Source organism: Candidatus Auribacterota bacterium, assembly GCA_026392035.1.
Taxonomy (GTDB): Bacteria; Auribacterota; Tritonobacteria; order UBA1439; family UBA1439; genus JAPLCX01.
The window spans coordinates 1-25,979 of the sequence record JAPLCX010000084.1 but is presented as its reverse complement, the minus strand read 5'-3'; the positions used below and the strand labels follow the sequence as shown (position 1 = coordinate 25,979).

Here is a 25,979-nt window from a genome sequence, read left to right as displayed (position 1 = left end):
CTCCTCTAAGAAGCCGCCACAAATATACCACAGAATCTGAGCATCGTCAAGGCTCTAGCTACGCCCGAAATGGCGGACTTGTAGGGGTCAGATTCATCCGACCCGCGTAACGGGTTTGATAAATCAAGCCCCTACAGAATCACCATTTCTTAATTACGCGCACCCAGTTGGTGAAGATATTAATCGGTTATCCGCCATTTTGGGCTACGGCGTAAGCTTGAAAGTGTAGATTCTAAAGCATAATGCACTCTATTCTTTATGCCTTACACGTTACACCTTCTGCTGTTTCTTCAATACCCCGACGTGGAGCCAAGGCCGTGGCGGAGCTTCTTCGGCTCCCACCATTTCGTCCGCGGGAGATTCAGGCGCCTGGCCTGATCCTCTCTCTGCCCGACCCAGAGATTGTCCTTGTTCTCCTCACTGACGACGCTGGCCGTGACAAAGATGAGGAGATTGCGGTTGACAATCGTCTTAGAGGAACTCGTAAAGATATAGGGCCCCATGATCGGAATGTCGCCGAGCAGGGGGACCTTGTTCACGAGAGCTGTTTCAGACTCGGTCATCAGCCCGCCGATGGCGAGCGTCTGCCCGTTTTTTATCAGCACATCGGTCGTCGCCGTGCGCGTCTGGATGATCGGCAGGGTTGCGCCTATTGCCCCGCCGAACGTGGTTGTATCAGAGATATCACTCACCTCCGGGCTGACTGACATGTTGATGAAATCGTCCTCATTCACATGGGGCTTCACCTTGAGGATAATGCCGATGTCCTTGTACTCGAAACCCGTGATGTCATAGCTGCCCGTCTGGCTGTTGAGCGTGAATTTGGGTATGGGCCACTGCTCAGTCACTTTGATGGAAGACTCTTTGTTATCGGCGGTCACCAGCTTGGGATGAGAGATAAGATTCGCGTCGGTCTGATCCTGGAGAAAACTCAGGGTGAGTTGGAAATTGTCGGGCGTGAGCACCGCCTGTGTGAGCGTCGTCGTCGTCACGCGGGAGCCTTTTTGGTCAATGGCCGTATCTTGCGAGCCAAGATCCCCCAGGTTTTTGATCCCCGTCGTCCCCGACTGCTTGACACGCTCGGTAGTGTTCTCTTTCGAACTGGCGGAGGTGCTGGTATTGGTGATGTCCGTGCCGCTGGTCCCGCCGGAGGTGGAGATCGTCGTCGTGCCGGTTTTACTCTTTCCCGTAGTGGAGGTATTCGTGCCAGTCGTCGTGGTGATATCACTGAATATATCCGCGCTGCTGTCCTCTTTCGCTGATATCGCCTCGCGCTTGTACGTAAACATACCCTCTCCCTCGGGAGGGCCGAAGGTGACGCTGTAGCCCTTGAGCGAAACCCAGTTGATTCCTATGTTCTCATTAAAGTCATCCCTGAGTTCCAGGATCCGGGTCTCGATGAGAACCTGCGGGGTGCGCCGGTCGAGGCGGTTGACGATCCCCTCAATCTGCGTCAGTTTTCCCGGTGTATCGGTCACCACGAGCGTATTGCTCCGGTCATCGGGCTTGACCTGGCCCCGGGCGGGGGTGAGCAGATGGGTGATGGAATTGATCACCTCGGTCGCCCGCGCGTAACTCAGCGGAAAGACCTGGGTCTCCAGCGGCTCTTTATCGAGCTGATCGCGGGAGATCACGCGAACCACGTTATTCTGCTTGACGTATGAGTAATTATTGGACTCAAGAATCAATTTCAGGGCGGTCGCCCAGGGAACATCCACCAGCCGTATCGTAACCTTCCCCTGGACCTCCGGGCCGGCAACGATATTTATCCCGTAGCGGGTCGAGAATATCCTGAGGATATTGACGATGTCCGCATCCTTGAAGTCAAAGGTAACCCGCCCCGGCGCTGACGGGAACTTCTCGGCGGAAATCCGCCCTTCGACAGGCCTTCCAGTTGTCGGTTCGACTCCAACCGCGGCCGTGGGTGTTGCGGCGGGGGGGGCCGCGCCTGTCGCAGGGGTCTGCGGCAGTGCTCCGCCGGCAGGTGTCGCCTGCGCTGGCGGGGCTTGCTCTGCAACCGCGGCGGCAGATGGCGCGCCCTTCACCTCTTCTCCTCCCATCTCTCCTTCTGAGGGGATGGGTGGAGCCGCTGCTCCCGGAGAAGCTACCGGCAATGGGCCGCTCGCCGGCGCGCGACCCGCGCCGGTCTCAGCCGAGGCCTGGGGTACCGGCGTCACCGCGCCTGCGGGGAGCGGCGTCGCCATGCCTGTGCTCCCCGCGGATATTTCCGCACTCCCTGCCCCCGGCGGAGGCCGTGAGGTCACGCGGCACACTTTGCCCTCTTTAACGCAGGAATAGCCGCATGACTCCACAATCTGCTTCAGGGCTGTTTCCCAGGGGACATCCGTCAGGCTCACCGTGACCTTCCCCTTCACGCCGGGATCGGCAACGATGACTGCTCCATAGCGGAGGGAGAAGGTGTGGAGAATGTTATGGAGGTCGGCATCTTTTAAATTAACTGTGACCCGCCCCTCGGCTGTCGGAGGAGCCCCTTTCACCGGATCCACGGGTCCAGGTGTGAGCGATATCGCCTTCTCTCCCCCGACCGGTGCGGCGGCCCCCCCAACCTGTTGAGCCGCTGCACCTGCCGGAAGCACGGGCGTTTCCTGGGCACACAGGAATGCGGGCAAAATAACGGCAATGAGATAACAGGACGCTCTTGCCCATCTCGTTGTGCTCATCCTTACCTTTCTCCTTTTTTCTTCTCTTCCTTTTTGTATTCTTTGAGAGGCACCTCGACCTTTTTCTTCCCGTACGAAAAAACGATGCCCTCCGGCTTTATCTCCACAATGGCGCAGCCCCTCACCTCCGCACCGACCGCGACAATCTCATCTCCGATAAGGGCGTAAGGATTCTCCATATCCCAGACGATGCCGCCGAGATTTTGACCGAACCACGTTTCAAGCGCGCTCGTGTCCACATCCCCTCCCTCGCCTGCCGCGAGCGAAGAGACCTGTGAAGCCGGAATAAATGGATTCCGCTTGCCGTGGCTGTCATAGGTTTTTTCCGCACTGACCGTCTGATCAGCACACGCCCCGCGCACAATGAGGATTATCGCCAGCGTCGCAAGGAACCGTATCGGCATGAGCTGTTTCTCCGCGTCGCTACCTCTGGCCGAGACCGCCATCGGCCATCATCGTCCGGTTTCCCAATTTTACATTCTTTCCCCAAGGCATCCTGGCACGAATCAACTCCTCGGGACCTCGCCGCTCCGTCAGCTCGGCTTCCTGACCAGATAATGGATCACGAGCACAACCTTCTGTCCGCCGGGCTCATTCCCTTCAATGCTTATATCGGTTACCTCCAGGAATCTGTTCACTCCCTCGAGCTTGCTCAGGAAACGCCCCAGCTCGTGATAGCCGCACCTCATGCGGATCTCCCATGTCTTTTCATCGTACTTCCCCTCCCATTCCTTGTCAAGCTTGAGGCTGGGGGGCGCCGTCTGGAGATACCGCTGGCTCACATCTCGCGCCCCTGTCTCGCTCGCGATGCTGTTGATCTGCCGCGAGAGCCATGTGTTGTCCGACTCGAACGGGACTTCGTTTCTATACGCATCCGCCTTTTTCTCCAGATCCGCGACCTCCTGCCTCTGCCGGGGGAGCCGCTTTACCCGCAGCTCGGTTTCCAGGAGCTGGGCACGATAACTGCCGGGCGCCTCTCTCTTCTTGGCTGCAGTGCCCGATTTCGGCAGCCGCACGAAGTTATAGAGAACAATCACGGCCAGAAGGCTGAAGATCCCGATGACGGCGATGAACTCGACCTTTTTTTTCTCCATGGCTTATGAAACGACCTCCATTCACACCGCCGTTCGAACGCACACGATGCCACTCATACGCACCAGGCCGCCCACAGCGACACCGTGCACACATCCGACACTCCGGGCCGGGTACCTGCTCTGCCGACCACGCATCACTTCTTCTCCTCCTTCTTCAATCGCGCGCACGTGATTTCGAAAGACTTGCGCCCCTGCTCGATGCTCTCTATGGAGTAGTTGATCCGGGGGAATTCCTTGAGGAATGCGGGCGCCAGGTGCAGGGAATCTATGAATTCAACAACCCTCTTATTCCCATGCCCCGGGGCGGCTTCTCCCTTGATGGTCAAGGCCGGTGTAGGCTGCGAGGAGTAGTTCAACCTCGTGAGGACACAATCTTCAGGCACCGCATCGCTCACCTCGTTCAACCGACGGTGCCAGAGAAGCTTGCGCGTGGTAAAACCGTCCAGTATCTCGAGCTCCATCGTGAGCTCGAGTTTCTTCTTGAGGAGCGCGTCTGCCTCTTCGCGCTGCGCGGTCAATTGATTCAGGCGCGCCTTCACCTGCGCGAGCTGGCTCATGCGGCGCCCTACGACGACGAAGGCAATCACGGCGATCAGGACCCCAACCGCAATCGCGCCGCCGCTGAGCATGGCGATATCCGCCTTGACCCTGCGGACCCTCTCGATTTTGCGGAGCTCTTCCGGAAGAAGGTTGACGTGTATCATAGTCCCGGCTTATGGTTTTCGCTACGGATCACGCAGCTCGTGCAATCCCGTTCCTGCTTCTCTCCCGCTCACGCGGCGTCAGTCCGCCAGTGCAAGTCCAGCGGCTACCGCCAAAACCGCCTCCTTGCTTCCCGGCTCCCCCGATGTCGTTTCCGCGCCGGGTAAGATCCCCCGAAGCGGATTCCAAAACGAAACCTCGATACCCAGCTCTGACGCGAGCGTCTCCCTGATTCCCTGGCAGAGCGCGCCTCCGCCACTGAGATAGATCTTACCAACATTCTTGTTCATTTTTGAGGATATGTAGCTGCAGGTTGAGCGCAGCTCGCGCGAGAGGACCATCACCATGGAGGGGATGAACTCCCTCGCCGCGGCGTCTCCTGCCTGTTTTCGACGCTCGGCCTCCTGAAACTCTATCCCAAGCCCCCGCGCAATGGCGAGGGTTGCGTTGTTCCCTCCCACCTCTATATCTCTCGTGAATTCCAGACCCGCTGTCGACATGACATTGAGTATCGTGCGGCATGCCCCCACGTGCACAACCAGGACGGTCTCATCAGAGCCCCGTTCAGCCGTTCCCTGAGCTGAACCAGGCGGAGCCTGCCCAGGGGCTGAGTCCCGTCTCAGCCCGTGAGCATTGTCCTGATCTCGCCGAAGGGCGGAGCCGAGCGGAGCCGAGGGAAGCTCGCCGCGGGGAGCTGGCCCGGGGGTGCCGCTTGCCATCGCAGACTCAAACGCGTTCGCCAGTGCGATTGAATCGATACTGATGATTCTCGGAACAAGTCGGATGCCGTTGACCAGATCCAATCGTTCTTGAACAACGGCCTTTCTCGCAGCGGCAAGGACTACCTTCATCCTGGCACTGCTCTTGTTATCCGGATCCAGGATCTGACAATCGAAAATGCAATCATCCAGGCTGAACGGGAGGAGCATCTCTGCTTCGTACCTGATGCTCGACTTCAGGTCATGGGGACTCATGCGGGGCATTTCTGAGTGTCTCACGATGGTCCCCTTCCCCGAGACAGAGACGCGCAGGTCGGCAAGATCGAGGCCGCTCCGCCCGACGGTATCCGCGATCGCCCGCGTGACCGTGGCGATCGGCAGCGGATTCTCCGACACCACCTCCATCGCGGAAACAGCGCAGTCGGTGAGCGCGAGCGCGCCAGGCATGCCGCTCATCGCAACCATCTTGATGGAATGGGAACCTATATCCAGCCCCACCGCGCGCTTGATCACGCGGCTCTTCCTCGTAAAAAATAATAACGGCATGCTCCCCTGCCCTCGATCAGATCGGGTGCTCCACCAGGCTATTATGGACACTCACCGTGAGCCCCACCTTAGAATTCAGCTATCAAGTTTACTTGAGCGGCGTGAAGCTGTCAAAGGAATTGCCCTTTGACGCGTAACCGCTCAGTGAAGCACTGATAAATCCCCCCTAGGGCGGCCTACGGCCGCAACCAAATCCCAAATCCAAAATCCCAAACTTCTACGCAAAATGAGAAGAAGTTATGATGTAAGAACCTAACCCCCCCTTTTCAAAGGGTGGAATGGGGGATTGAAAACGCCCCAGTGCTCCACTGAGGCATTACTTTCGAAAGTGAGGCCTCAGTTATGGGAGGTGCTTATAAAAACAATCCACGGATTAACACGGATTTTATTGAAAGGAATCTCAGGAGCTTTTGAATCCGTGTTAATCCGTGGATGAAAGAACACTATCTGCATGGATCCGCTGCCCCCACGTAACTGAGAAGGTGTGAAAAATTCGTATTTTCAGCGCGTGTACACTGATATGAGAAATTGTCATTGCGATCCCGCTAAGCGGGAGAAGCAATCTGTTGTCTCCAATAGAGTTGAGATTGCCACGTCCGCCTCGTCCTGCTTAGCGGGACTCGGCGTCCTCGCAATGACAACCTTAATGCTGATTTTTTCACACCTTCTGAGGCATTACCTCAGAAGAGAAAGGGACATTGGCAGCACACTGCAGAAAAGACGCACACGCCATGATCAGGGGAACGCGGTCGCCTCTGAGTCCGACGCGTGCGCGATGACCGGCCGCTGTGAGGCGAGCGAGGGGAATTTTTGTTTTTTTACAAAAAGTGATGCGGTCTCAGACTTAAAAACCAACGCCCATTCTGATAGCCCCTCAAGGAACGGCGTGACCGGGTTCAGGGGATGGACGAGAATCATCTCCGTCGGATAGCGGTCAATGAGATTGCGCCACCCTGGCCTGGCGAAGAAACATCCAAAGTTATCGTCAATGACCTCCTCCGGATAGACCGTCTCGTACCGGCCATCGATGGAGACCTTCAGTGTGTCGCGGAGGTGCCAGATGAGATACTCTCCCCAGTTAAAAAACACCGCGCAGTTTCCGCGCAGCTGGTGTTCCTTCATCCAGCGCACCGCGGCGACCGGGTACTGATCAGCGGGGACACGTAGTGAGTACGCGGAACGGCCCCTATAGGCCGGGATTGCCGCGAGGATGCACAGGGAGATGCCAATGTACAGGGGGGCAAGGGGATGGTGTTCTCTCTGCGTAAATTCACCGAATGGATTTCGGAGCCGTGCCATCATCCCGTCAAGGTGCTCAGGGAGAAAGAAGGCCGCGGCGATCGCAAAGAACGGCATATGCCGATTATGTCTGAGTGAGGCGAGGGCGCACACAAGCGTCAGGCTCAACAACCAGCCATTCCACGGCTTCCGTGACATGATCGCGCTGAGGACAACAATGGCGCCCAGTGCCTTAAAATCCGTAAAGGAGAGCCCGCCCGCGGGTACCGAAGCCCATTCGAGCAGGTAGTGCCTGCCCGTTGAAACAGACGAGTACAGGAATGACCAGAGGCCGATTCCGTACGGATTGATCAACGTCACCGCCAGGGCCGCGGCGAAAAACAGAAGAGTGCGGGCTGCCTCGCGGGGGAGCCTCTTTGACAGGGCGCCCGCACATGCGAAAAGTGAATACAGGGCGAGTGCGCCGAGCCCTATGAGAAATCCTCCGTGGGTATTTGCCCAGATGAGGAAGATGGCGACGGTGAGCGCCTTGTACCCTCTCGGCTTCCTGAGGAGGAGCAATACCAGCAGCGTGAAAAAGAAGTAACTGAAAAGCTGGGGGCGGAAACAGAGGCCATACGATATGGTGGAAATCACCAGCCACGCGATGATCGTCTGCCATTCCACACCGCATAAGATGCCTTTTTGCAGGTGGCGTATCAGCACGCCGAGGATGATCAGGCTGATGAGGCGCAGCGCGATGATCCCGCGGCTCCCGAGGTGTTTGAACAGGCAGGCGAAAATCACCTCCGCGGCCCACTCATGGTTTATCCAGGGCTTCCCATACGCGGTGTACGAGTAAGTGTCGGACCTGGGGATCTGCCCCTTCTCAATGATGTCGGACCCGAACCGAATATGGCCCCAGAGGTCCGGATCAGACACGTTGTTGGTCAGGCAGAAAATCGCGAAGGATGACGCGAGGGTGAGAAATAAGAAGTCACGGGACAGTCGAATTCCTGACATAGTATCAGACGCACCTGAATCTCACGGATGAGCTCGCAGGCGATGATGGCAGCCCAATAAATTGTTCTCACGTTGTTGCCTCTATGCTACATTATCCCCAGGGGAATGAACACAGCAAAGATGCGTGGTTCATACGGGGTTGGTTATGAGGGGACCGTGCTCAAACAGATTCTGCTCCTGATCGCTCTCCTGTTCATAGTCTACTCGAACACGTTTGACAATGGCTTCGTTTGGGATGATTATTTTCTGATAGAAAACAACTACAGAATACACAGTTCAGCACATATAGCGACACTATTTACCACCCCTTTTTTCCCCCAGGCGCCCGAGGAGAGTTCAGCTCCGTACTGGCGCCCGCTGGCCCTCTTCTCTTTCGCGCTCGACTACGCCTTCTGGAGGAATAATACCTTCGGATTTCACCTCTCCAATTTTCTCATCCATTCACTGAACGCCGCGCTTGTTCTTCTCCTGTGGCGGGCCATCCCGGCAACGCGGAAAATCGCCTTGTACGCCTCCCTCGTTTTCGCCCTTCATCCCCTGCAGACGACTGCCGCTGCCTACATATCCGACAGAACCGACCTGCTCGCCTCCGCATTCTTTCTCCTGTCATGCATCTTCTACCTCCGCCATATTGCGTTCGCAAGAGGCAGCGCTGCAAATATCATGGGCCTAGGCGTATCGCTGTTTCTCTCACTGATGGCGAAGGAGGCCGCCCTCGCCGCCCCTCTCGTGTTTTGTATGCTCGGGGGGATGGCCTCCGGAGCATTCTCCCGGCGGAGCATGCAGGCACTACTCACTTCGATATTGGTCCTTGCGGCCTACCTCATAACCCGTCACCTGCTCCGCCTCTCAGTTGGAGTCTGGGTAGCGGCGACGGGGGCCATCTCCGCGCATAATCTGTGCGCTGTTGCAGAGAGCCTCCTCATCTACGCGAGGCTGTTCTTCTTCCCGGTCGGCCTCCACATGGAGCGCTTTCTCGACATACCCCGTAGCATTGATATCAGAGCCCTGCTCTCTCCGGCCGTGGTCATTCTTTTGCTGCTCATCGCCGCCCGCGCGGTCCGCCGGAGGGATCTTCTCGCCTATCCCATATTTTTTGCGCTTGCGGCCCTCCTTCCCGCGAGCAACATTGTTCCGCTCTATCCCGCGTTTGCAGGGAGCCAGCTCTTCCTCGGTGAACAGTTTCTCTATCTTCCCATGGCCGGCCTCTCGGCCGCCGCCGCCCTCGCTTTTGCCATGATAGCGGAGCGCGCCGCGAAATACCGCACGGCGATCGCCGCCGGCGCTGTTGCCGTGCTCGCCATTTTCGGGATACTCGGCTACGCGCACAACGAATACTGGCGTGATAATCAAACATTTTACTCTGAAACACTCTCGCGTTACCCCGGCAGCGTCAGGATGAACACGAACCTTGGACTCCACTACGCGGCGCAGGGCCGCTATGAGGAAAGCATCAGGCTCCTCCGCGCGGTGCGCGAGCAGAACCCGCGCTCGGCCATCGCGCACCTCAACCTGGGGAACGCGTATCACGCCATGGGGAAGCTACAGGATGCGCGGGAAGAGCTTATGAGGGCGAACGAGCTCTGCCCGTCTTCAGCAATTGTGCTCCAATCAATCGGACTGCTCGACATGTCAGAGGGGAAAGTCGACGATGCGGTGGAACGATACAAATCCGCACTAGCTCTTTCCCCACATAACATAGTAGTCCGCCTCAACCTCGCAACCGCATACATACAGGAATCGGAGTTGGGTAAGGCCGAGCAGACGCTGCGCGAGGCGCTTTCGTTCGATCCTTCATCCCTCCAGGCCCGTTCGCTCCTCGCCAGGGTGCTCAAGCGGCAGGGGAGGCTGGAAGAAGCAGCTGAACAGTATGCGGCTATTTTACGAACTTATCCAGACCTTGCGCCTGCGGTGAAAAAACTTCAAGAACTTAATCAGCGCCTCTCAGGCGAAACCATCCGGTAGGAATTTCCCAAACGCTGCCGCTGAATAAAAGAGGGCAACTCTCCGAAGAGAGTTGCCCTTTTTGAATCAGCCAATCGGTCTGCTTATGGTTTGTGTATGGCACAGGTTATCGAAGCGCCCATGTCACCCAACCCGCCGTATGTCGTCGTCGCGCTACCTGGGCACGTTGATGTCACCGTCAGGTTTGTCAGGTAGCCGTTGAGGTTAGTGCTCGTGAATGTTGAGGTCGAAGCCAGCCCATTTTCAAGGGCGTACTGCTGCTTCGCAGCGTCGAACTGACGTATGTTGTTCAAACACGTGTTCTGCTGCGTCGTCGCCCGCGCCCTTATGAAATTGGGTATTGCAATCGCGGCAAGCAGACCTATGATCGCAACCACGATCATGATCTCCACCAGTGTAAATCCGCCTTTTCTCATCTCATTCACCTCCTTTCAGAGTAACTGTATTTACCACCTTGCTACTTTTAATTACAGCATATATCATGCCAATTTCAACAAAACTGTAAACTTTATAACATACTTAACACCAGTTAGTTAGCATTCTGTTTGCATATATTGTAGATAGAAACATTGTGTAAAATTTGCAATTATGCAAAAAATTGACCATGGTTTTGCAATTTCGCAAATACAAGAGCAGCTATCGCCAATATCATATCCGTCCGCGAATGGATTAAAATACTCTACTCCCGTCCCTGCTTCCGGGGGGCAAAATCGGAAAACGATGTATCCATGGCACGAATGCCGCATGCCAAAAAGCATCGCTTTGATACAATTGATCGGGTCAAGTTTCATTATCACGGACGATCTCCAGCAGGCACACTAAAGGTGCGGATGATCCCGAACCGATTCCAGACTTATAGATTTCACATTCTGCTCGCGCTGATTTTTATTATTCCGGTCTTTTACATAGAACCGCTATTATTTGGAGTAGAGCTCCCCGATGCCTTCAGTTTTCCCAAGCATTACGTCATCCAATTCTCTGCTCTCTTAATCTTTCTGCTGTTCTGCTTCGAGCTCGTCATCCGCCGCGAGCTGCGCTTCGCATGGGGAAAGGGCATGCTCCCTCTCTCTCTCCTCATCGTCTGGTCGTTCATCTCACTCCTCTATACACCCGGCTTTCACATCGGGGTGAGAGAGTGCGGCAGATGGTGCAGTATCTGGATGATTTTCTTTTCCGCAATGAATGACTGCACCTCAGGGAAAGGGGTGGCGCAGCTTGCGAGAAGCGCCTGCATTTCGGCGTCCATCGTATCCTCCATAGCACTTCTTCAATTCTTCGGATTCGACTTTTCTTTTCGGAGGGGAATTCTGCATAAAGTCTATTCGACGCTCGGCAACCCGAACTACATTGCATCGTATCTCGCCGTCGTCCTCCCCCTGGGCTACTTCGGCTGGATCTATCCCGCCGCAACCCGTCGCGCCGCGGCCTCCTTTCTTGTGTTCTCCATAGCGGGAACCGCCGCCCTGTTCGCCACCGGCTCCCGCGGCGGCATTGCGGCGCTCCTCCTCGGCGTATTCATTGTCGCACGTCTGCTTCGACTTCCGTTGAAGAGATTCAAACCGTACGCGCTCATCCTCGTCATCGCCGCCCTGTTTGTGTTTCTCTACCTCCCCTCGCCGCTCAATCACTACAGCATGGCGGCGGTAGGCAAAATTTCGGACATAGCCTCCACCACCCGCGCCGGCACCGCATGGCGCGTGATGGTCTGGGAAATCGGAGCGGGGATGGCGCTGGAGCACCCCTTTCGCGGCTCGGGCATTGGATCGCTCAATATCCTCTACCTTCCCCATCTCGCCCGATTTTTAAATCAGCGCGAACACAAAAACTTCCTTCCCCTCGCCGGAGAGGGGATTGACTACGCGCACCAGGAGTATCTCCAGGTTTGGATAGAGCTCGGCTTCATCGGCCTTCTTCTGCTGCTATGGTTCATTGTATCGATCGTCGCCTCCGGTTTTACCATGACGAGGGAGGCAAGAGACAGGAGCGGAATGCCCGCAGCCCTGTGTGCGGGGTGCAGTGCATTCCTCATCGAAGGGATGGTCAGCTTCCCGCTGCACCTCTGGGCGTCAACCGTGACCTTCTCGATCTTCGCAGGCATTCTGGCGAGCAGGCACAGTACCGTAAAAACAATACGCATATCCAGGCCGGCATCCAGGGTAGCGGTGGCCCTCTCCTCCAGCGCACTCTTCGCGGTGCTTCTCCTCTCCTCGATCCGCACAGTCATTTCAGAGGCATACTGCGGACGGGGGATGCGGGAATTCCATGCGGGCAGAATCGCTTCCGCCCTGGGTGAACTGACGGCGGCGATACGCTGGCAGCCACAGAACGGGCGCGCTCGCTCTTTCCGCGGCATCTGCCTCGCAAAGGATAAAAGATATGCCGAAGCGCTTCAGGAGATGCACGCTGCGCTCACAACCTACAATCACCCGGCGCTCTACCTCGAGATAGCGGAGTTGTATCTTGCCCTTGGCGACAAAGCGGATGCGGCCCATTTTATAAGCGCTGCGGTAAGCACACGCCCGCTTGACTCCGCCGCCTGGCTGGAAAAAGGGAGCCTGCTCTACAACAGCGGCAATCTCACCGGAGCAGCCGACTGCTATGCGCATGCGCTGCGGATCAAGCCCGATTCCCCTGAGGCGGCGCGCAATCTCGCCGTAGCCTATCAGGCCATGGGCAAACTCGAAGACTCGTTCAGGATGTACGAGCGAGCCGTTGAACTCGGGGTCGAGAATGCAGACGTCTATGCAAACATGGGGTCGATCCGCGCTCTGAGGGGAGAAAATGACCGCGCCCGATCCCTCTGGCTGAAAGCTCTCGCGATCGACCCGCATAACCGCAACGCCCGCGAGAATCTCCGGAGACTCGACGGGGAACGCTGAGCAAACCGGGTGTGATTCGCTGTCCCTTCGAAGGGGATGCTGCGCGCTTCGGATCACCGGGGAAGATAGGGAATAGCGCGCGAGGGAGAATCTGAAGAGGATCGAGGGGCGAACCGGGGAAGAGGCGAACTACCTTAACAGTCGCCCTATCGCCCACTCTCCCATTCGTCCGCTCAGTTTGATTTCCACCTGTCTATCTTGCGGTAGAGCGTTACGAGGTCAATGCCAAGGAGGCGCGCGGCCTTCTTCTTGTCGCCCCCTGTTTCTCTCAGCATCCTCTGAATGTGCGCCCGTTCCTTCTCATGGACGAACTCCTTGAGGTTTTTTGTCTGTGTCACCTCGCGGATCTCCTGCGGCACCAGGATTTTTTCCGGCAACTGATCGAGCTGAATCAGCCCCCCATCGCTCAGCGCGACAATCCTCTCGATCGCATTCTCCAGTTCGCGCACGTTGCCCGGCCAATCGTAGCTCATGAGCATATCCAATACCTCCGAGCTCATTTTCACGTCGATCGCGCTCCCGCGCTTCGCGAGCGCCCGGCGCATGAAGTGGTCCACGAGCAGGGGGATGTCATCCCGCCGCTCGCGGAGCGGCGGGAGGTCGAGCGGGATCACGCTCAGGCGGTAATAGAGATCCTCCCGGAACGTTCCCTGTTTTATCTTGTCCTCGAGCCGCTCGTTTGAAGCGGCAATCACGCGCACATCCACTTTGATATTCTTGGTTGCCCCGACGGGCCTGATCTCCATCTCCTGGAGCACCCGAAGGAGGCTCGACTGAATCGCGGGGCTCGTGCTGCCGACCTCGTCAAGGAAGATACTGCCCCCATCGGCGACCTTGAAGAGCCCCTCCTTATTCGCGATCGCCCCCGTGAACGACCCCTTCACATGCCCGAAGAGCTCCGACTCAAGCAGCGTTTCTGGCAGGGCGCTGCAGCTCACCGCCACAAAAGGTTTATCTTTGCGCGCGCTGTTGTAGTGGAGCGCCCGGGCAACGAGCTCCTTCCCGGTGCCGCTCTCGCCATAGATGAGCACGGTGCTGTCCGTATCCGCGAGCTTCTCCATCTTGCGGAAGAGCTTATGCATCACCTCGCTCGCACCCACAATGTTCTCGAATCGGTACAGCCCGGCGAGCTCGCGCTTGAGGCTGAAGTTCTCCTTCACGAGATTCCTGTGGGCGAGCGCGCGCCTGAGCGTCATTCTGATCTCATCCATCTGGAACGGCTTGATCACATAGTCATAGGCCCCGTTCTTCATCGCCTCCACGGCAGTCTCGATCGACCCGAAGGCGGTAATCATGATCACCACCACATCGCTGTCCAGCTTCTTCGCCTCCTGGAGCACCTGAAGGCCGTCAATGGGGGTCATCTTGAGATCGGTGATAATGGCGTCCACGTGGTCGTCGTGGAGAATGCGGATCGCCTCATCCGGCTTCGTGGTGGTCGTCACCTCATACCCCTCCTTGACCATCGCGGCCTGGAGCACCTCGAGGAGGCTCTCCTCATCATCGATAACAAGTATCTTCGCCATGGCAATCACCTCACCGTAGGGGCACCTTCGGGCTCGCAGGGCAACGTGACCGCGAACACAGTCCCGCCGCCCTCCCTGCTCTCCGCTTCGAGCTGACCCCCGTGGTTCCGCACAATCCTCTCCGCGAGAAAAAGTCCTATGCCGGTGCCGCTCTCCTTGGTGCTATAAAATGGTTCGAACAGATGCGCCATCCTCTCCGCGCTCATCCCCTCACCGGTGTCGGCAATTTTTATCCGCGCCACGGCCCCCCCCGCGGGCCGCAGCTCGGCGCGCTCCAGCGCGACCGAAACGCTCCCCCCTCCCCGCACCGCGTCCAGCGCGTTATCCAGGATATTGATGAACACCTGTTTGATCTTGTATGCCTCCACGCGCGCGTATACCGACCCGCCTCCGTTCTCCCGGGTGATTCGCACTCCTGCCAGCGGCTTCCTCCCCTCTCTGACCAGCGAGAGGACCTCGTCCAGAAGTTTATTGATATCCTCCCGCGTCCGCGTCTCCTTGCCCGCATGGCCATAGGTGAGAAAATCGCTCACGATCCTGTTGAGCCGGTCCGACTCCTTGAGGATCACCTCCATTAATCGTGTGTGCCCGTTTGGAAAAGAGCCGCTCTCCTTGAGCACCTCAACCGCGCCCCTGATTGACGCGAGGGGGGTGCGCACCTCGTGAGCCACGCTCGCGAGAATCGCCCCCGCGGCGGAGAGCCGATCGGCCCTGCGCATGCGCTCCTCCATCCGATATACACTCGTGAGATCCCTGAAGAGTATGAGAAGCCCCAGGGCGGTACCCTCCCTGTCCACGAGGCTTGAGACCGTGAAGCCGATCGGGATCTCCCTCCCGTCCCTCCGCCGCACCTTGATCTCGCACCGGGTGAATGACTTGGCCTCCTCGGCGAGCCACCGGTCGTCGATGTCTTCGACGGGCCGCCCCAGAAAGTAGTGCCAGCTTTTCCCCATCATCTCGCCCCTCCTGTACCCCAGTATCTCCTCGGCGACGGGGTTGACAAATATGATTTTCCCGCCCGCGTCCGTCGTGATGAGGCCGCTCTTCAATTGCGCGAGGATCTTCTCGTTGATTTTCTTGAGGTCATCCAGTTCCACCCGGTGCCGGTACAGGCTGTTCGCAAGATAATCGCCGAAGTACCCGAGAATGCAGAAGATCGTCGCCCTCACGAGGATCATGAGGCCGACATAGAACGGGTCGAGCGACAGGGGTATGGATCTGCTCAAATCCTCCGGCAGCGCACCCACACACTGAAGGACGCCGAGCGCGCCGTACATGGCGCTGCAGCTGACGGCGATCACCACTCCCGCCTGTCCTCCGATGATGAGGCTCGCGAAGACAATCGTGAGGACATAGATGAGGACGAAGTTGCTGTCAACCCCCCCGGTAAAGCTGAGGAGCAGGCTCACCATCGCGCTGTCCACGAAGAACTGGCCGTAGGCCTGGATCTTCAGGGGGAGGGATGTTTTGAGGAGCAGGCTGTAGATGACGGTGACGCAATAGAGGAAGCCGATGATAAAGAAATACGGCGTCGCCCCCAGGTGGAATATAAAAGGGCTCACCCCCAGGAGCAGGGAGATCAGAATGAGCCGGGCCAGCATGAACCACTTGAGTCTGCTCACGAGCTCTCTGCGATCCCCCGGCGCTCTCATGGCTCCCTCTCAATGAATTCCGAATTCCAAACCCCGCGCGACACACCGCGCGCGGCGCGCTCCCATCGGCCGCTCCCCCACAACCCACTCTTTTATTCTTTCACTATATCTTTACAATGGATGACAGCTTCAAAATCGGCATGAACATGCAGATCACGATGGTGCCGACGACAATGCCGAGAAACGCGATGAGGAGCGGCTCGATGAGCGCGGTGAGCCCGGCGAGTGTGGTGTTCACCTGCTCATCGTAGAAGTCGGCGATCTTCTCCAGCATGGTATCCACCCTCCCGGTCTTCTCCCCCACGGAGATCATCCTCACCACCATGGGGGGGAACATGCCCGTTCCCTCCAGCGGCGAGGCGATGCTCTCCCCCTCCTTGACCTTCTGAGCGGCTCTGGCAACCGCGAGCTCCACCGCATAATTCCCCGCAGTCTTCCCCACGATATCCAATGATTGCAATATCGGCACGCCGCTGCGCACCAATGTGGCGAGCGTCCTCGCGAAACGCGAGAGGACCACTTTCCGGATCAGGTCGCCGAAGACCGGTATGCGGAACTTTAAATTATCGATCTTCAGCCGGCCTTTATCCGTGCGATAGAATTTCCTCACTCCCAGCACGAGACCCACGAGGGCCGCGACCACGAGGGGGAGATATTTTCTCAACAGGTCACTGACCCGGAGCAGCATCTTCGTGGGGAGGGGAAGCTCAGCGCCAAAACTTGAATAAATGGTCCCAAAAACCGGGATCACCTTCACGAGGAGGACCATGGTGATGAGTACCGCCATGACCGATACGACTACCGGATACATCATCGCGGACTTTACCTTCTTCTGAAGCGTGCGGGCAGACTCCAGGTATTTCGCGATGCGATCCATAATCTCCGCGAGCGTTCCGCTGTTTTCACCCGCGCGTACGAGGTTGACAATCAGGTGGCTGAACGTTCTTGGATGCTTGTCCAGCGCGTCCGAGAGACTCTTCCCCCCCTCCACATCTTCTTTGACGGTCCTGAGAATCTCCGCGAAGAATTTGTTCTGTGCCTGCTGTTCCTCCAGGGCCTCAAGCCCCTGGACGAGCGGCAGGCCCGCATCGATCATCGTGGCGAGCTGCCTGCAGAAAATGACGACCGCCTCCGATTTCACCTTCTTTTTTAAAAAAAGCATGCTGCGTGCGGCGCGCGCGTCTCCCTCCCGGATAATCCGCACGGGCAACAATCCGCTCCTGCGCAGGCTGCTGATGACCGACCCCTCGTTCTCCGCGGTCATCGTGGCCGTGACATTGTTCCCCTGAAGATCCTTTGCGAAATACTTGAACGTCGGCATTTTAAACTCCCTAGGCGAGTCGGGGTAATGTAAAAAGTTTCTTTAACGCAACCACAGATTTCTCAGATTATTTATGCCTTTTCTGAGTAAATCAGTGGTGATTTATCTGTGGTAACATGCGTATAATTAAGCCCTTGTATAGAAATCCTTTCCCTTCTCCATTTACCACAGATTTATTCACCACAGATTGGCGCAGACTTCCTCCCCCCCAAAAATCTTCACAACTATCTGTGCAATCTGTGGTTGCATTCAGCTCTTTCATGGAACTTTTGACACTACCCGAGTCGGGGAAACGGCGAACCTGCGAGACGGCGAGTGATCGTGCTGCCTCCTTTTATTCTTCTACGTCTCTCCCCTCGCCGATTCTCAATCGGCGGCGGTAACCCGAATCACCTCCTCAAGCGTCGTCGCCCCCTCCTTGACCCGATCCAGCCCAACCATCCGGAGGGTCTTCATCCCCTTCTCCATCGCGGCGAGCTTGATCTGGCGCGCCGTTGCCCTTTTCATAACGAGGTTCCTGATATCATCATCAATGGAAATTGTTTCGATGAGGGCCATTCGGCCCGAATAACCCGTGTTCTTGCATGAGGGGCATCCCGTCCCGTGATAGAGCACGGGCTTTTCATTCTGCGCATACTTCATCTGGGCCGTCTTGAGCGCCTCGTCGGGTATCTCCAATTCCTTTTTACATTTCTTGCAGATGCGCCTGACCAGCCGCTGCGCCGCGACGAGGAGCGTTGATGAGGAGATCAGGAAAGGCTCAATCCCCATATCGTCGAGTCTGGTGATGGAACTGGCGGCATCATTCGTGTGCAGTGTGGAGAGCACGAGGTGGCCCGTGAGCGCGGATTTGATCGCGATATCGGCAGTCTCCTGATCCCTGATCTCGCCCACCATGATCACATCGGGGTCCTGCCGCAGAATAGACCTCAGCCCGGCCGCGAAGGTGAGGCCGATCTCAGCATTGACCGAAACCTGGTTCACTCCCTCCATCTGGTACTCCACGGGGTCCTCGACGGTGACGATATTGATCGTCGGCTTGTTGATCATCCTCAGGGCGGTGTAGAGCGTGGTGGATTTTCCGCTCCCGGTCGGCCCGGTGAGGAGAATGATACCGTAAGGGGAGGAGATCGCCTTCATAAATTCATCCATCCCCTGTTTATCAAAACCGAGCTTGTCCAGATCAAGGCTCTGGAGGGCACTCTTATCGAGCACCCTGAGCACGACCTTTTCGCCAAAGCTGGTAGGAAGAGAGGACACGCGGAAGTCGATTCCCCTGCCCTGGGCCCTCACTCTAAAGCGACCGTCCTGCGGGAGGCGCCTCTCAGAGATGTCGAGGTCGGACATGATTTTAATTCGCGAAATGATCGCGTTCTGCATGCGCTTCGGCGGAGGAGTCGAGTCATGGAGGACACCGTCAACCCTGTAGCGGAGCCGCAACTCTTTCTCGAAGGGCTCGATGTGTATATCGCTCGCACGGTCCTTTATGGCCTGAATGAGCATGAGGTTGACGATCTTGATGACAGATACCTCGCCACTCCTATCTCTCAACTCCTCAATGCTTCCCTTCTTCTCAGGATTATCATTTGGAGACATGGGTAACACCTTTCATAACCCTCAGAAACCTTATCCCCTCTCAAGCCCTAGCAGCAGTACCGTCACGCAGAAAAAAGAAATAGGATAAATGCCACCTGAATCATGAAATATCACATGATCTCCAGATCCGCATCACCTTCCTTCATCTCCCCTTTGGGGGATTCCATTTCCTTCAGGAGGCCCTCCATGTCCGCTTCTGCGGAGTAGTAGTTCCCGAGCGCGTCGCGAAAATCCTTCTCCAAACAGATGATAGGTTGTATCTCGAGGCCGGTGTTGAGTCGGATGTAGTCAATGGCTACAACATCGAAAGGATCGACCATCGCGAGGCTCAGCGTGTGCCCGAGAGCCGCAATTGGTATCACCTGACAGTAGCTCGCGATGCGACGCGACACTAGATCCAGCACCTCCCTGTCGGGCTTGTACCTGTTAAGCTCGAGAGGGGGGATGTTCATGTGAATAGCGATGCAGGTCATCAGCGCCTTCTCAGGCACGTACCGCTTCTCTATGAGAAGGCGGACGATACTCCCCCCCTCTGCCTTCTGCCGATCGAGCGCCTTCCTCATCTGATCTGAGGAGATGCACCCGTCATTGACGAGTATCTCAGGCAGTTTCTCCATGCCGGGCACAGCCATTGCCCACTCCTCTGGGAAGGTTTTTCCCTCAAGCTGAAAAACCTTGATGGGAGCCTCTGTCTCCACAGCGAATGTCTCCGTGGGGCCGAGCTCCTTCTCCACTCCTCCGTAGTGCTCTTCGATGGCCGATGCGATTTCAGTCGGGGTTGAGACAAAACAGAGCACGTCGCTCTTCGAGATTCTTTTGATCTTCTCAATAGCTTTTTCATCGAGCGGATTCGCCATGACAACGGTCAGAATAGTATCCACTCTCTCCACCGGGAAGCAGGAGTGCTCCAGCGCAAAGTCGCGCGGTATGAGAGACAGGAGTGCTCTATCCACATCACAGTTTCTCAGCCGCAGATAAGGAATCATGTATTGGAAGGCGATGGCACCCACGATATCTTCCTCTTTGGCGAAACCGAGCTCGACAAGGGTCTCCCCTATCAACCTGCCTGTTTCCTTTTGTTTGGCAAGAGCTTCCTGGAGCTGAGTTCTGTCAATAATGCCCATATACAGCAAGAGTTCCCCTAACATTTTTTTGACATGCCGATGAAATGTCATATCATGTCTCCCTTAATTCTCTAAGTGAAAATTAGCACACTTAAAGGCCAGAGTCAAGATTGCCTTTGCATAATTGCAAACTGATGCCATTAGCTTGACATAGTATAAATTAAGTGCTTGGGTTGAAATATATGCTGAAGTGCTAAAGGAGGGTTCAGGAGAAATGCTTATCTGCAGTTGTGCGAAAAATTGAGGCCGTGAATGCCGATTTTATGAATGTCCGGGGCAGCAGTACCGCAGCTCAGTAGCTTTAGACAATCTGTGTTGGTAGAACCATACCAATGGGACGTGGATACGCCCCTCCTCTTATCAAGTTTGTTCCTTCGTTGATAATCGGCTTTACTCCGAGAGAAATACAGGCGCCGCACCCCTGGCAGCCGCTGCTCACACAATCAGCCGTAAATTCTCCGCGAGCCGCTTTCTCCTTCTCCTCGAGGAGAAATTTTTTGCGGATCCCTGTGTCTATTATTTCCCAGGGGAGATGCTCGTCGTCGGCAAATCTCCGGTGGGCATACGCGCGCGGATCTATTCCGGCCTTCTCGAACGCCTCTCGCCAGAGCCCGAAATTGAAGGTCTCTCGCCACCCGTCAAAGCGGCACCCGAGCCGCCATGCATGGGCGATGACCTCCCCGAGTTTCTCATCCCCCCTTGAAAATACCCCCTCCAGGAAACTCGACTCCAGATCGTGGAACTTGAGATTGATGTTCTTCCCCCTCACCTCCCGTCGCACGAACGCCTGCTTCCGGCGGAGGCGCTCCACATCCTCCATCGGCTCCCACTGGAATGGGGTGTGCGCCTTGGGAATGAACGAGGCGATGGTCACATTCACCTCCCACCTCCCCTTCCCCCTCCCTCCGATCGATGCCACCTTCCGTATCGAGTCCACAATTCCCCTGAGGTCCTCCTCGGTTTCTCCTGGCAGGCCGATCATGAAATAGAGCTTCACCATCCGCCAGCCTCGCCCCCTGAGATCGGTGACGAAACGGATGAGGTCGTCCATGGAAATCTTCTTGTTAATCCTGCGCCTCATCACCTCGGTCCCCGCCTCGGGCGCGAGGGTGATCCCTGTCTTGGGCCCCTGGGCGAGGCGCTTTACGAGCGAATCGGAGAGTTGATCGGGGCGAAGAGAGGGCAGTGAAAGCGAGACCGGCCCGTGACTCTCACACTTCAAGATCCGGTCAGCGATGCCCGCCAAATCAGGGAAGTCGCCGATAGAAAGGGCGCAGAGCGCGATCTCTTCGTAGCCGGTGCCGGCCAGACCTGCCCGCGCAGCGTTATGGATATCGCTAGAAGCTTCATCCCTGACCGGCCGGTAGATCATTCCCGCCTGGCAGAACCGGCACCCCTGTCCGCAGCCGCGGCGCACCTCAAGGGCCAGGCGGTCATGGACAACCGCGATATTCGGCACGGGTATCTTCTGGAGCCAGCGGAGCGACTCCAGTCGGGGAATTGCCCTCCGCGTGACACGTGGCGGCAAACCCGCCTCACGGGGTTCGTATGAAAGGAGCCTGCCCTCGGCGGAATAGACACGCCTGTACAGTTCCGGAATGTAGACCCCTCGTACACTCCCCGCGAGATACCGCAACAGATCCTTCTTCTTCCCCTCCGTCCCCGCGTGCAGTCTCTTCCACTCACCGACCGCGCTCATCAGCTCTACGATCGCTTCTTCAGCGTCCCCTATGACGAAGAGATCGATGAAATCCTCGAGGGGGGCGGGGTTATACGCCCCAGGGCCGCCTGCGATCACGAGGGGGAAGGCGCCCCTCCCGCGATCTCCCGAGAGAAGCGCGATGCCGCCGAGGTCGAGCATGGTGAGGATGTTGGTGTAGGTGAGCTCATGCTGGAGCGAGAAGCCGACAAGTTCAAATTTATCCAGCGGCCTGAATGTTTCCAGGCTGTAGAGCGGGACCCCCTGCTGCCTCAGCCTCGCCTCCATGTCCGGCCAGGGGGCAAAAACCCTCTCCGCGGCCAGGCGCGGCCGGGCATTGACAATGGCGTACAGAATCTTGAGCCCCAGATGGCTCATGCCGATTTCATAGACGTCCGGGAAGGCGAGCGCGATCCGGACATCCACCTCCGAATCCCGCTTGACCACCGCTCCCACTTCGCCTCCGATGTAGCGGCCCGGCTTCGACACCAGCGGCAGCACCTCCCGCTCAAGGGTATTTTTAATATCGTCCATACAAGCGCCCTATAACATTTTATCAAGGAGGTCACAGCGCGGCCCTGCATGCGGGGCCGCAACCAAGATTCAAGTAGCCACAGAGAGCACAGAGGACACAGAGATTGACGTGTGACACAGATTCACACAGATAGACACAGGCTTTTCAGCATCCTCACTGTTTGTAGCGGTAAAAAGCTAATCGTGCAGTTTGAAAAACTTTCTCAAAAAGAAAAGTTTTGCACATGTGTAGTTCGGAGGACGCAGAGCGGAATTAAATATAATTTTCCGCTGATTTGCTCGGATTCAATTAAAACACGTATGAATACGAATTCAAACAACATTCCTACCCGTCCGGTTTCCCGATTTCTGACTTTGCTTCACCCTCACCCTTCCCTCTCCCCTCAGAGGGAGAGGGGGAAAAGGTGTTTCTCGTGGCTTGAGCATATTGCCTCTTCCGCTCTTTTGCTCTTTGTTCACACGATAGCAGTATCCTCTGCCTCCGTGTGCTCCGCGACTTCTCCGTGCCTCCGTGGTGAAACATTGATCAAAAAATGTATCTCCGGGCGCAAATGCTCTGGAGAATGCCGAGGCAGATAAGCGTGCTGACGAGCGATGAGCCGCCGTAGCTCATGAGCGGCAGCGGCAGGCCGGTGATCGGCAAGAGGCCGATCGTCATCCCGATGTTGATCGCGACATGCGACGCGAGGAGCACCGTCACTCCCACGGCGACAAGCCTGCCGAACTCATCCCGCGACTGCTCGGCGATGCGGAGTCCGCCGAACGCGATGATCGCGTAGAGGGTCACCACGAGGAGGCATCCCAGGAAACCCGTTTCCTCTCCAAGAACACAGAAAATAAAATCCGTGTGGCGCTCGGGCAGGAAGCGGAGATGCGTCTGGGTACCGTGGAGCCAGCCCTGCCCCCAGAGCCCGCCCGAACCCACGGCGATCATGGACTGAATCGCATTGTAGCCCGATTTGAGCGGGTCGAGCTGAGGATTAAGGAACACCCTGATCCTCGTCTGTTGATACGGTTTAAGGAAGAGCCAGCCGAGGGGAAGGGACAGGATCCCCGCGATCGTTATGTAAAATAGATACGACCAGTTCACCCCGGCCGCGACGAGCATCGCGATGAGCACCGGAATGAACACAATGGCGCTCCCCATGTCCGGCTGCTTGAGGATGAGCAGGACAGGGAAAAGCGCGAGCAGCAACGCCCCCGTCAGATACGACGGGGAATGCCGGGGCGCGTCCCCCCGGGAAAGGTACCGCGCGAGCGCGAGGATGAGGGCAACCTTGGCGAACTCGGAAGGCTGGACGGCAAAAGCCCCTATGGAGAACCAGCTCTGAGCCCCCCGCCTCGGATCAGACGTGAGGAGCACGACAATGAGCAGCGCGCTAAAAAAGGCATAGATGAAGAAGGCGATTGTCGCCAGCTTTCGATAGTCGAGCATCACGAACAGGGAAGCAGCGAGGCCGCCGATCAACGCCCATGTGATCTGCCTGAGTACGTAGCTCGTGCGCGCATCGGGCATGAGCTGATAGGAGCCGCTGTAGATAAAGATGAGCCCCAGTATCACGAGCGCGAGCGTGCACGCGACGATACTCCAGTTGATGTGCCTGGATAACCCGATGCCGGTCATATGCGGCGCTCCTGTGCGGGGTGCGGCGTGTCGCTTCCGGTGGGGGCAGGGGCTTTGTCTTCAGGATTCACGCCGAAGTACGCGGCGAAGATCTTCTTGGCTGCCGGGGCAGCGAAGAAGCCGCCCGACTCCTTCCCCTCCAGGAGCACCGCGATAACGATCCGGGGATCAGCATATGGCGCATAGCCGACAAACCAGGCGTGGTTTCTCCGCTTCCCCTCGGGCCCCACCTGCACCGTCCCTGTCTTCCCGGCGATCGCGACACCCTCCAGCCTGGCTTTCTGGCCGGTCCCGAAATTTGAACTCACCACCTTCCACAACCCCTCCCGCACCAGCTGGAGGTCTTTCTCCCGCAGTGGGATCTCCCTGATGAGTTGAGCTTGATATCGTTCAACAATATCTCCAAGAGGGGAGACCACCTGTTTCACCACGCGGGGCCTGTAGATCTTGCCGCCGTTCGCGATCGCCGCCATTATCATCGCCTGCCTCAGCGGAGTGAGCAGCACGTATCCCTGTCCGATGGCCATGACCACCGTATCCCCGGGGTTCCATCGCCCGATGCGCATCTCCTTGAGCCAGTCCTCGGTGGGCACCACGCCCGCTTTTTCACCGGGGAGATCGATCCCGCTCAGCTCGTCCACGCCGAATTCACATGCCATCCTCGCGATCGCATCCCGTCCGGTGCGCAGTCCGGTATTGTAGAAAAAAACATTGCACGAGAACATCAGCGCGTCAACAATGTTCAGCCGGCGGTGCCCCCGTTCAAGCCAGCACTTATAGGGATGCCGCCCCAGGGTGAACAGGCCCGTGCACTCAAACGTGGTGTTCTTCTGCACCGCTCCGCTCTCCAGCGCCGCGAGCGCGACGATCGGCTTGAACGTCGAACCGGGCGGGTAAACCCCCTGAATCGCCCTATTGACGAGCGGGTGGTCCTCGCGCGACATGAGGTCGCGTACGATCTCATTGTCCACGGGCGGGACAAAGGCATTCGGATCATAGGCGGGACCGCTCGCCATGGCGAGCAGCTCCCCGTTGCGCGGATCGAGCGCCACCACCGCCCCCCCGCCATCGCCCAACACAGACTCCGCGGCCTGCTGGGTCTTCAAATCGAGCGTGAGATGGAGCGCGCACCCCTGCTCGGGCTCCTGACGGTAGAGCACCTTGTCCAGGTAGCCGCGGTTATCGACCTGGACACCCTGGCCCCCCGCCCTGCCCGCCAGGAATCTCTCATAGCTCTTCTCAACCCCCGCCCTGCCGATGAGGTCCTGCGGTGTATAGCCCCGGCCGCGGAGCCGCTCGAGCTCCTCCGGGTTGATCATGCCGAGATAGCCGAGGAGATGCGCCGCGGATGTGGAATAAATATAGCGTCGCCTCGGATAGACGCCCACCTGCACCCCCGCAAGCATCGGCTGGCGCTCCTCAATCGCGAGCACCTCCTCCAGGGTCACATCACTCTCCACCGTCACCGGCAGGTAGGTGAACGCGCGCTGCCCGCGTATCCGCTCCCTCACCTTTTTCTGGTCAATCCCGAGCACCTCGCTGAGGCGCTCCTCGACGCGCTCCATGTCCTCAACATCCTCCGGGATCACCTCCACATCAAAGCTTGCCCGGTTGTCCACGAGAAGGTCGCCCTGACGATCATAGATCACGCCGCGCGGCGCGCGCTTGCGCACGAGCCGCACGCGATTTTTTCTGGCCATGTTCATGTACTCAGCGCCGTTGAGCACCTGCATATGCCAGAGATAACCGGTCAGCAGAAAAAATACCGACAGGATTGAGATTCCAATCCCCCTGATGCGCGGGGAGGTGAAGAATGCTCCCTCTGGGTACGCTTTCATGATAATGGCGACCTCACGCCCCGAGCCCGTGTGCGCCGCATGCACCCACGGGGCTCTCGGCAGACGGGGCTCGCGGATATCCCGATGCCCGACCCTTCTGTAATGGGTCACCCATCAAAGGCGCGGAGTCAATAGACATGATCTGGTCCCTCCCTCGCGCATGCGCGGGTTCAACTGCTTGCTCCGTTCACGCCAGCACTCGTGACTTGCCTGCTGCTCCATCCCGAGCCCGTTTCCT

Annotated in this window: 16 protein-coding genes and 1 pseudogene; 2 read left to right on the top strand and 15 right to left on the bottom strand. The window is 57.4% G+C overall.

Annotated elements, in window-relative coordinates:
* Positions 1-290: 290 nt before the first annotated feature.
* From NTX71_09085 to NTX71_09060, 6 genes are all read right to left on the bottom strand, one after another.
* On the bottom strand, positions 291-2,681 hold the full coding sequence (locus tag NTX71_09085) for a secretin and TonB N-terminal domain-containing protein (GenBank protein MCX6340055.1): 2,391 nt from the start codon (positions 2,679-2,681) through the stop codon (positions 291-293).
* A gap of 2 nt (positions 2,682-2,683) precedes the next feature.
* Positions 2,684-3,127 (bottom strand): hypothetical protein, encoded by a 444-nt coding sequence (locus tag NTX71_09080; GenBank protein MCX6340054.1) that lies wholly within the window; start codon positions 3,125-3,127, stop codon positions 2,684-2,686.
* A gap of 87 nt (positions 3,128-3,214) precedes the next feature.
* Positions 3,215-3,775 carry a type 4a pilus biogenesis protein PilO gene (gene pilO / locus NTX71_09075; protein MCX6340053.1) on the bottom strand — a complete coding sequence of 187 codons (561 nt, stop codon included), beginning with the start codon at positions 3,773-3,775 and terminating at the stop codon, positions 3,215-3,217.
* 134 nt (positions 3,776-3,909) lie between these two features.
* Positions 3,910-4,479, bottom strand: coding sequence for a PilN domain-containing protein (locus NTX71_09070; protein ID MCX6340052.1), 570 nt, complete (start codon positions 4,477-4,479; stop codon positions 3,910-3,912).
* A gap of 78 nt (positions 4,480-4,557) precedes the next feature.
* Positions 4,558-5,742, bottom strand: coding sequence for a pilus assembly protein PilM (pilM, locus tag NTX71_09065; GenBank protein MCX6340051.1), 1,185 nt, complete (start codon positions 5,740-5,742; stop codon positions 4,558-4,560).
* 735 nt (positions 5,743-6,477) lie between these two features.
* Entirely contained in the window at positions 6,478-7,983 is a 1,506-nt protein-coding gene (locus tag NTX71_09060) for a hypothetical protein (protein ID MCX6340050.1), read from the bottom strand.
* A 105-nt stretch (positions 7,984-8,088) separates the two neighbouring features.
* Between NTX71_09060 and NTX71_09055 the strand changes: the two genes are divergently transcribed.
* Positions 8,089-9,948: a tetratricopeptide repeat protein gene (locus NTX71_09055; GenBank protein ID MCX6340049.1), complete on the top strand. Its 1,860-nt coding sequence runs from the start codon at positions 8,089-8,091 to the stop codon at positions 9,946-9,948.
* 329 nt (positions 9,949-10,277) lie between these two features.
* Here NTX71_09055 and NTX71_09050 read toward each other — a convergent pair.
* Positions 10,278-10,364: pseudogene (locus NTX71_09050) on the bottom strand (prepilin-type N-terminal cleavage/methylation domain-containing protein).
* Positions 10,365-10,778: 414 nt separating this feature from the next.
* Between NTX71_09050 and NTX71_09045 the strand changes: the two are divergent.
* The gene (locus NTX71_09045; GenBank protein MCX6340048.1) at positions 10,779-12,827 is read left to right on the top strand and encodes a tetratricopeptide repeat protein; all 2,049 of its coding nucleotides are present in this window, start codon (positions 10,779-10,781) and stop codon (positions 12,825-12,827) included.
* 173 nt (positions 12,828-13,000) lie between these two features.
* On the opposite strand, the gene NTX71_09040 is transcribed toward NTX71_09045, so the two are convergent.
* The 8 genes from NTX71_09040 to mrdA all read right to left on the bottom strand — a co-directional run bounded on the left by NTX71_09040 (position 13,001) and on the right by mrdA (position 25,741).
* Positions 13,001-14,353: a sigma-54 dependent transcriptional regulator gene (locus NTX71_09040; GenBank protein MCX6340047.1), complete on the bottom strand. Its 1,353-nt coding sequence runs from the start codon at positions 14,351-14,353 to the stop codon at positions 13,001-13,003.
* A 5-nt stretch (positions 14,354-14,358) separates the two neighbouring features.
* Positions 14,359-16,005, bottom strand: coding sequence for an ATP-binding protein (locus NTX71_09035; GenBank protein MCX6340046.1), 1,647 nt, complete (start codon positions 16,003-16,005; stop codon positions 14,359-14,361).
* Between the two features lie 103 nt (positions 16,006-16,108).
* Positions 16,109-17,326 (bottom strand): type II secretion system F family protein, encoded by a 1,218-nt coding sequence (locus tag NTX71_09030; protein ID MCX6340045.1) that lies wholly within the window; start codon positions 17,324-17,326, stop codon positions 16,109-16,111.
* Between the two features lie 366 nt (positions 17,327-17,692).
* Complete coding sequence (locus NTX71_09025; protein MCX6340044.1) at positions 17,693-18,922, bottom strand: ATPase, T2SS/T4P/T4SS family; 1,230 nt, start codon at positions 18,920-18,922, stop codon at positions 17,693-17,695.
* A gap of 110 nt (positions 18,923-19,032) precedes the next feature.
* Positions 19,033-20,046: a hypothetical protein gene (locus NTX71_09020; protein ID MCX6340043.1), complete on the bottom strand. Its 1,014-nt coding sequence runs from the start codon at positions 20,044-20,046 to the stop codon at positions 19,033-19,035.
* Positions 20,047-20,347: 301 nt separating this feature from the next.
* Positions 20,348-22,279, bottom strand: a complete 1,932-nt coding sequence (locus NTX71_09015) for a TIGR03960 family B12-binding radical SAM protein (GenBank protein ID MCX6340042.1) — start codon at positions 22,277-22,279, stop codon at positions 20,348-20,350.
* A gap of 526 nt (positions 22,280-22,805) precedes the next feature.
* On the bottom strand, positions 22,806-23,903 hold the full coding sequence (rodA, locus tag NTX71_09010; protein MCX6340041.1) for a rod shape-determining protein RodA: 1,098 nt from the start codon (positions 23,901-23,903) through the stop codon (positions 22,806-22,808).
* Positions 23,900-25,741 (bottom strand): penicillin-binding protein 2, encoded by a 1,842-nt coding sequence (mrdA, locus tag NTX71_09005; protein MCX6340040.1) that lies wholly within the window; start codon positions 25,739-25,741, stop codon positions 23,900-23,902. Before mrdA ends, rodA begins: the two co-directional genes overlap by 4 nt.
* Between the last annotated feature and the right edge of the window lie 238 nt (positions 25,742-25,979).

What these genes read in the sequence shown, in the direction of transcription:
- NTX71_09085 (MCX6340055.1), bottom strand. Translation starts at nt 2,681, where the DNA reads ATGAGCACAACGAGATGGGCAAGAGCGTCCTGTTATCTCATTGCCGTT.
- NTX71_09080 (MCX6340054.1), bottom strand. Translation starts at nt 3,127, where the DNA reads ATGGCGGTCTCGGCCAGAGGTAGCGACGCGGAGAAACAGCTCATGCCG.
- pilO (MCX6340053.1), bottom strand. Translation starts at nt 3,775, where the DNA reads ATGGAGAAAAAAAAGGTCGAGTTCATCGCCGTCATCGGGATCTTCAGC.
- NTX71_09070 (MCX6340052.1), bottom strand. Translation starts at nt 4,479, where the DNA reads ATGATACACGTCAACCTTCTTCCGGAAGAGCTCCGCAAAATCGAGAGG.
- pilM (MCX6340051.1), bottom strand. Translation starts at nt 5,742, where the DNA reads ATGCCGTTATTATTTTTTACGAGGAAGAGCCGCGTGATCAAGCGCGCG.
- NTX71_09060 (MCX6340050.1), bottom strand. Translation starts at nt 7,983, where the DNA reads ATGTCAGGAATTCGACTGTCCCGTGACTTCTTATTTCTCACCCTCGCG.
- NTX71_09055 (MCX6340049.1), top strand. Translation starts at nt 8,089, where the DNA reads ATGAACACAGCAAAGATGCGTGGTTCATACGGGGTTGGTTATGAGGGG.
- NTX71_09045 (MCX6340048.1), top strand. Translation starts at nt 10,779, where the DNA reads ATGATCCCGAACCGATTCCAGACTTATAGATTTCACATTCTGCTCGCG.
- NTX71_09040 (MCX6340047.1), bottom strand. Translation starts at nt 14,353, where the DNA reads ATGGCGAAGATACTTGTTATCGATGATGAGGAGAGCCTCCTCGAGGTG.
- NTX71_09035 (MCX6340046.1), bottom strand. Translation starts at nt 16,005, where the DNA reads ATGAGAGCGCCGGGGGATCGCAGAGAGCTCGTGAGCAGACTCAAGTGG.
- NTX71_09030 (MCX6340045.1), bottom strand. Translation starts at nt 17,326, where the DNA reads ATGCCGACGTTCAAGTATTTCGCAAAGGATCTTCAGGGGAACAATGTC.
- NTX71_09025 (MCX6340044.1), bottom strand. Translation starts at nt 18,922, where the DNA reads ATGTCTCCAAATGATAATCCTGAGAAGAAGGGAAGCATTGAGGAGTTG.
- NTX71_09020 (MCX6340043.1), bottom strand. Translation starts at nt 20,046, where the DNA reads ATGGGCATTATTGACAGAACTCAGCTCCAGGAAGCTCTTGCCAAACAA.
- NTX71_09015 (MCX6340042.1), bottom strand. Translation starts at nt 22,279, where the DNA reads ATGGACGATATTAAAAATACCCTTGAGCGGGAGGTGCTGCCGCTGGTG.
- rodA (MCX6340041.1), bottom strand. Translation starts at nt 23,903, where the DNA reads ATGACCGGCATCGGGTTATCCAGGCACATCAACTGGAGTATCGTCGCG.
- mrdA (MCX6340040.1), bottom strand. Translation starts at nt 25,741, where the DNA reads ATGAAAGCGTACCCAGAGGGAGCATTCTTCACCTCCCCGCGCATCAGG.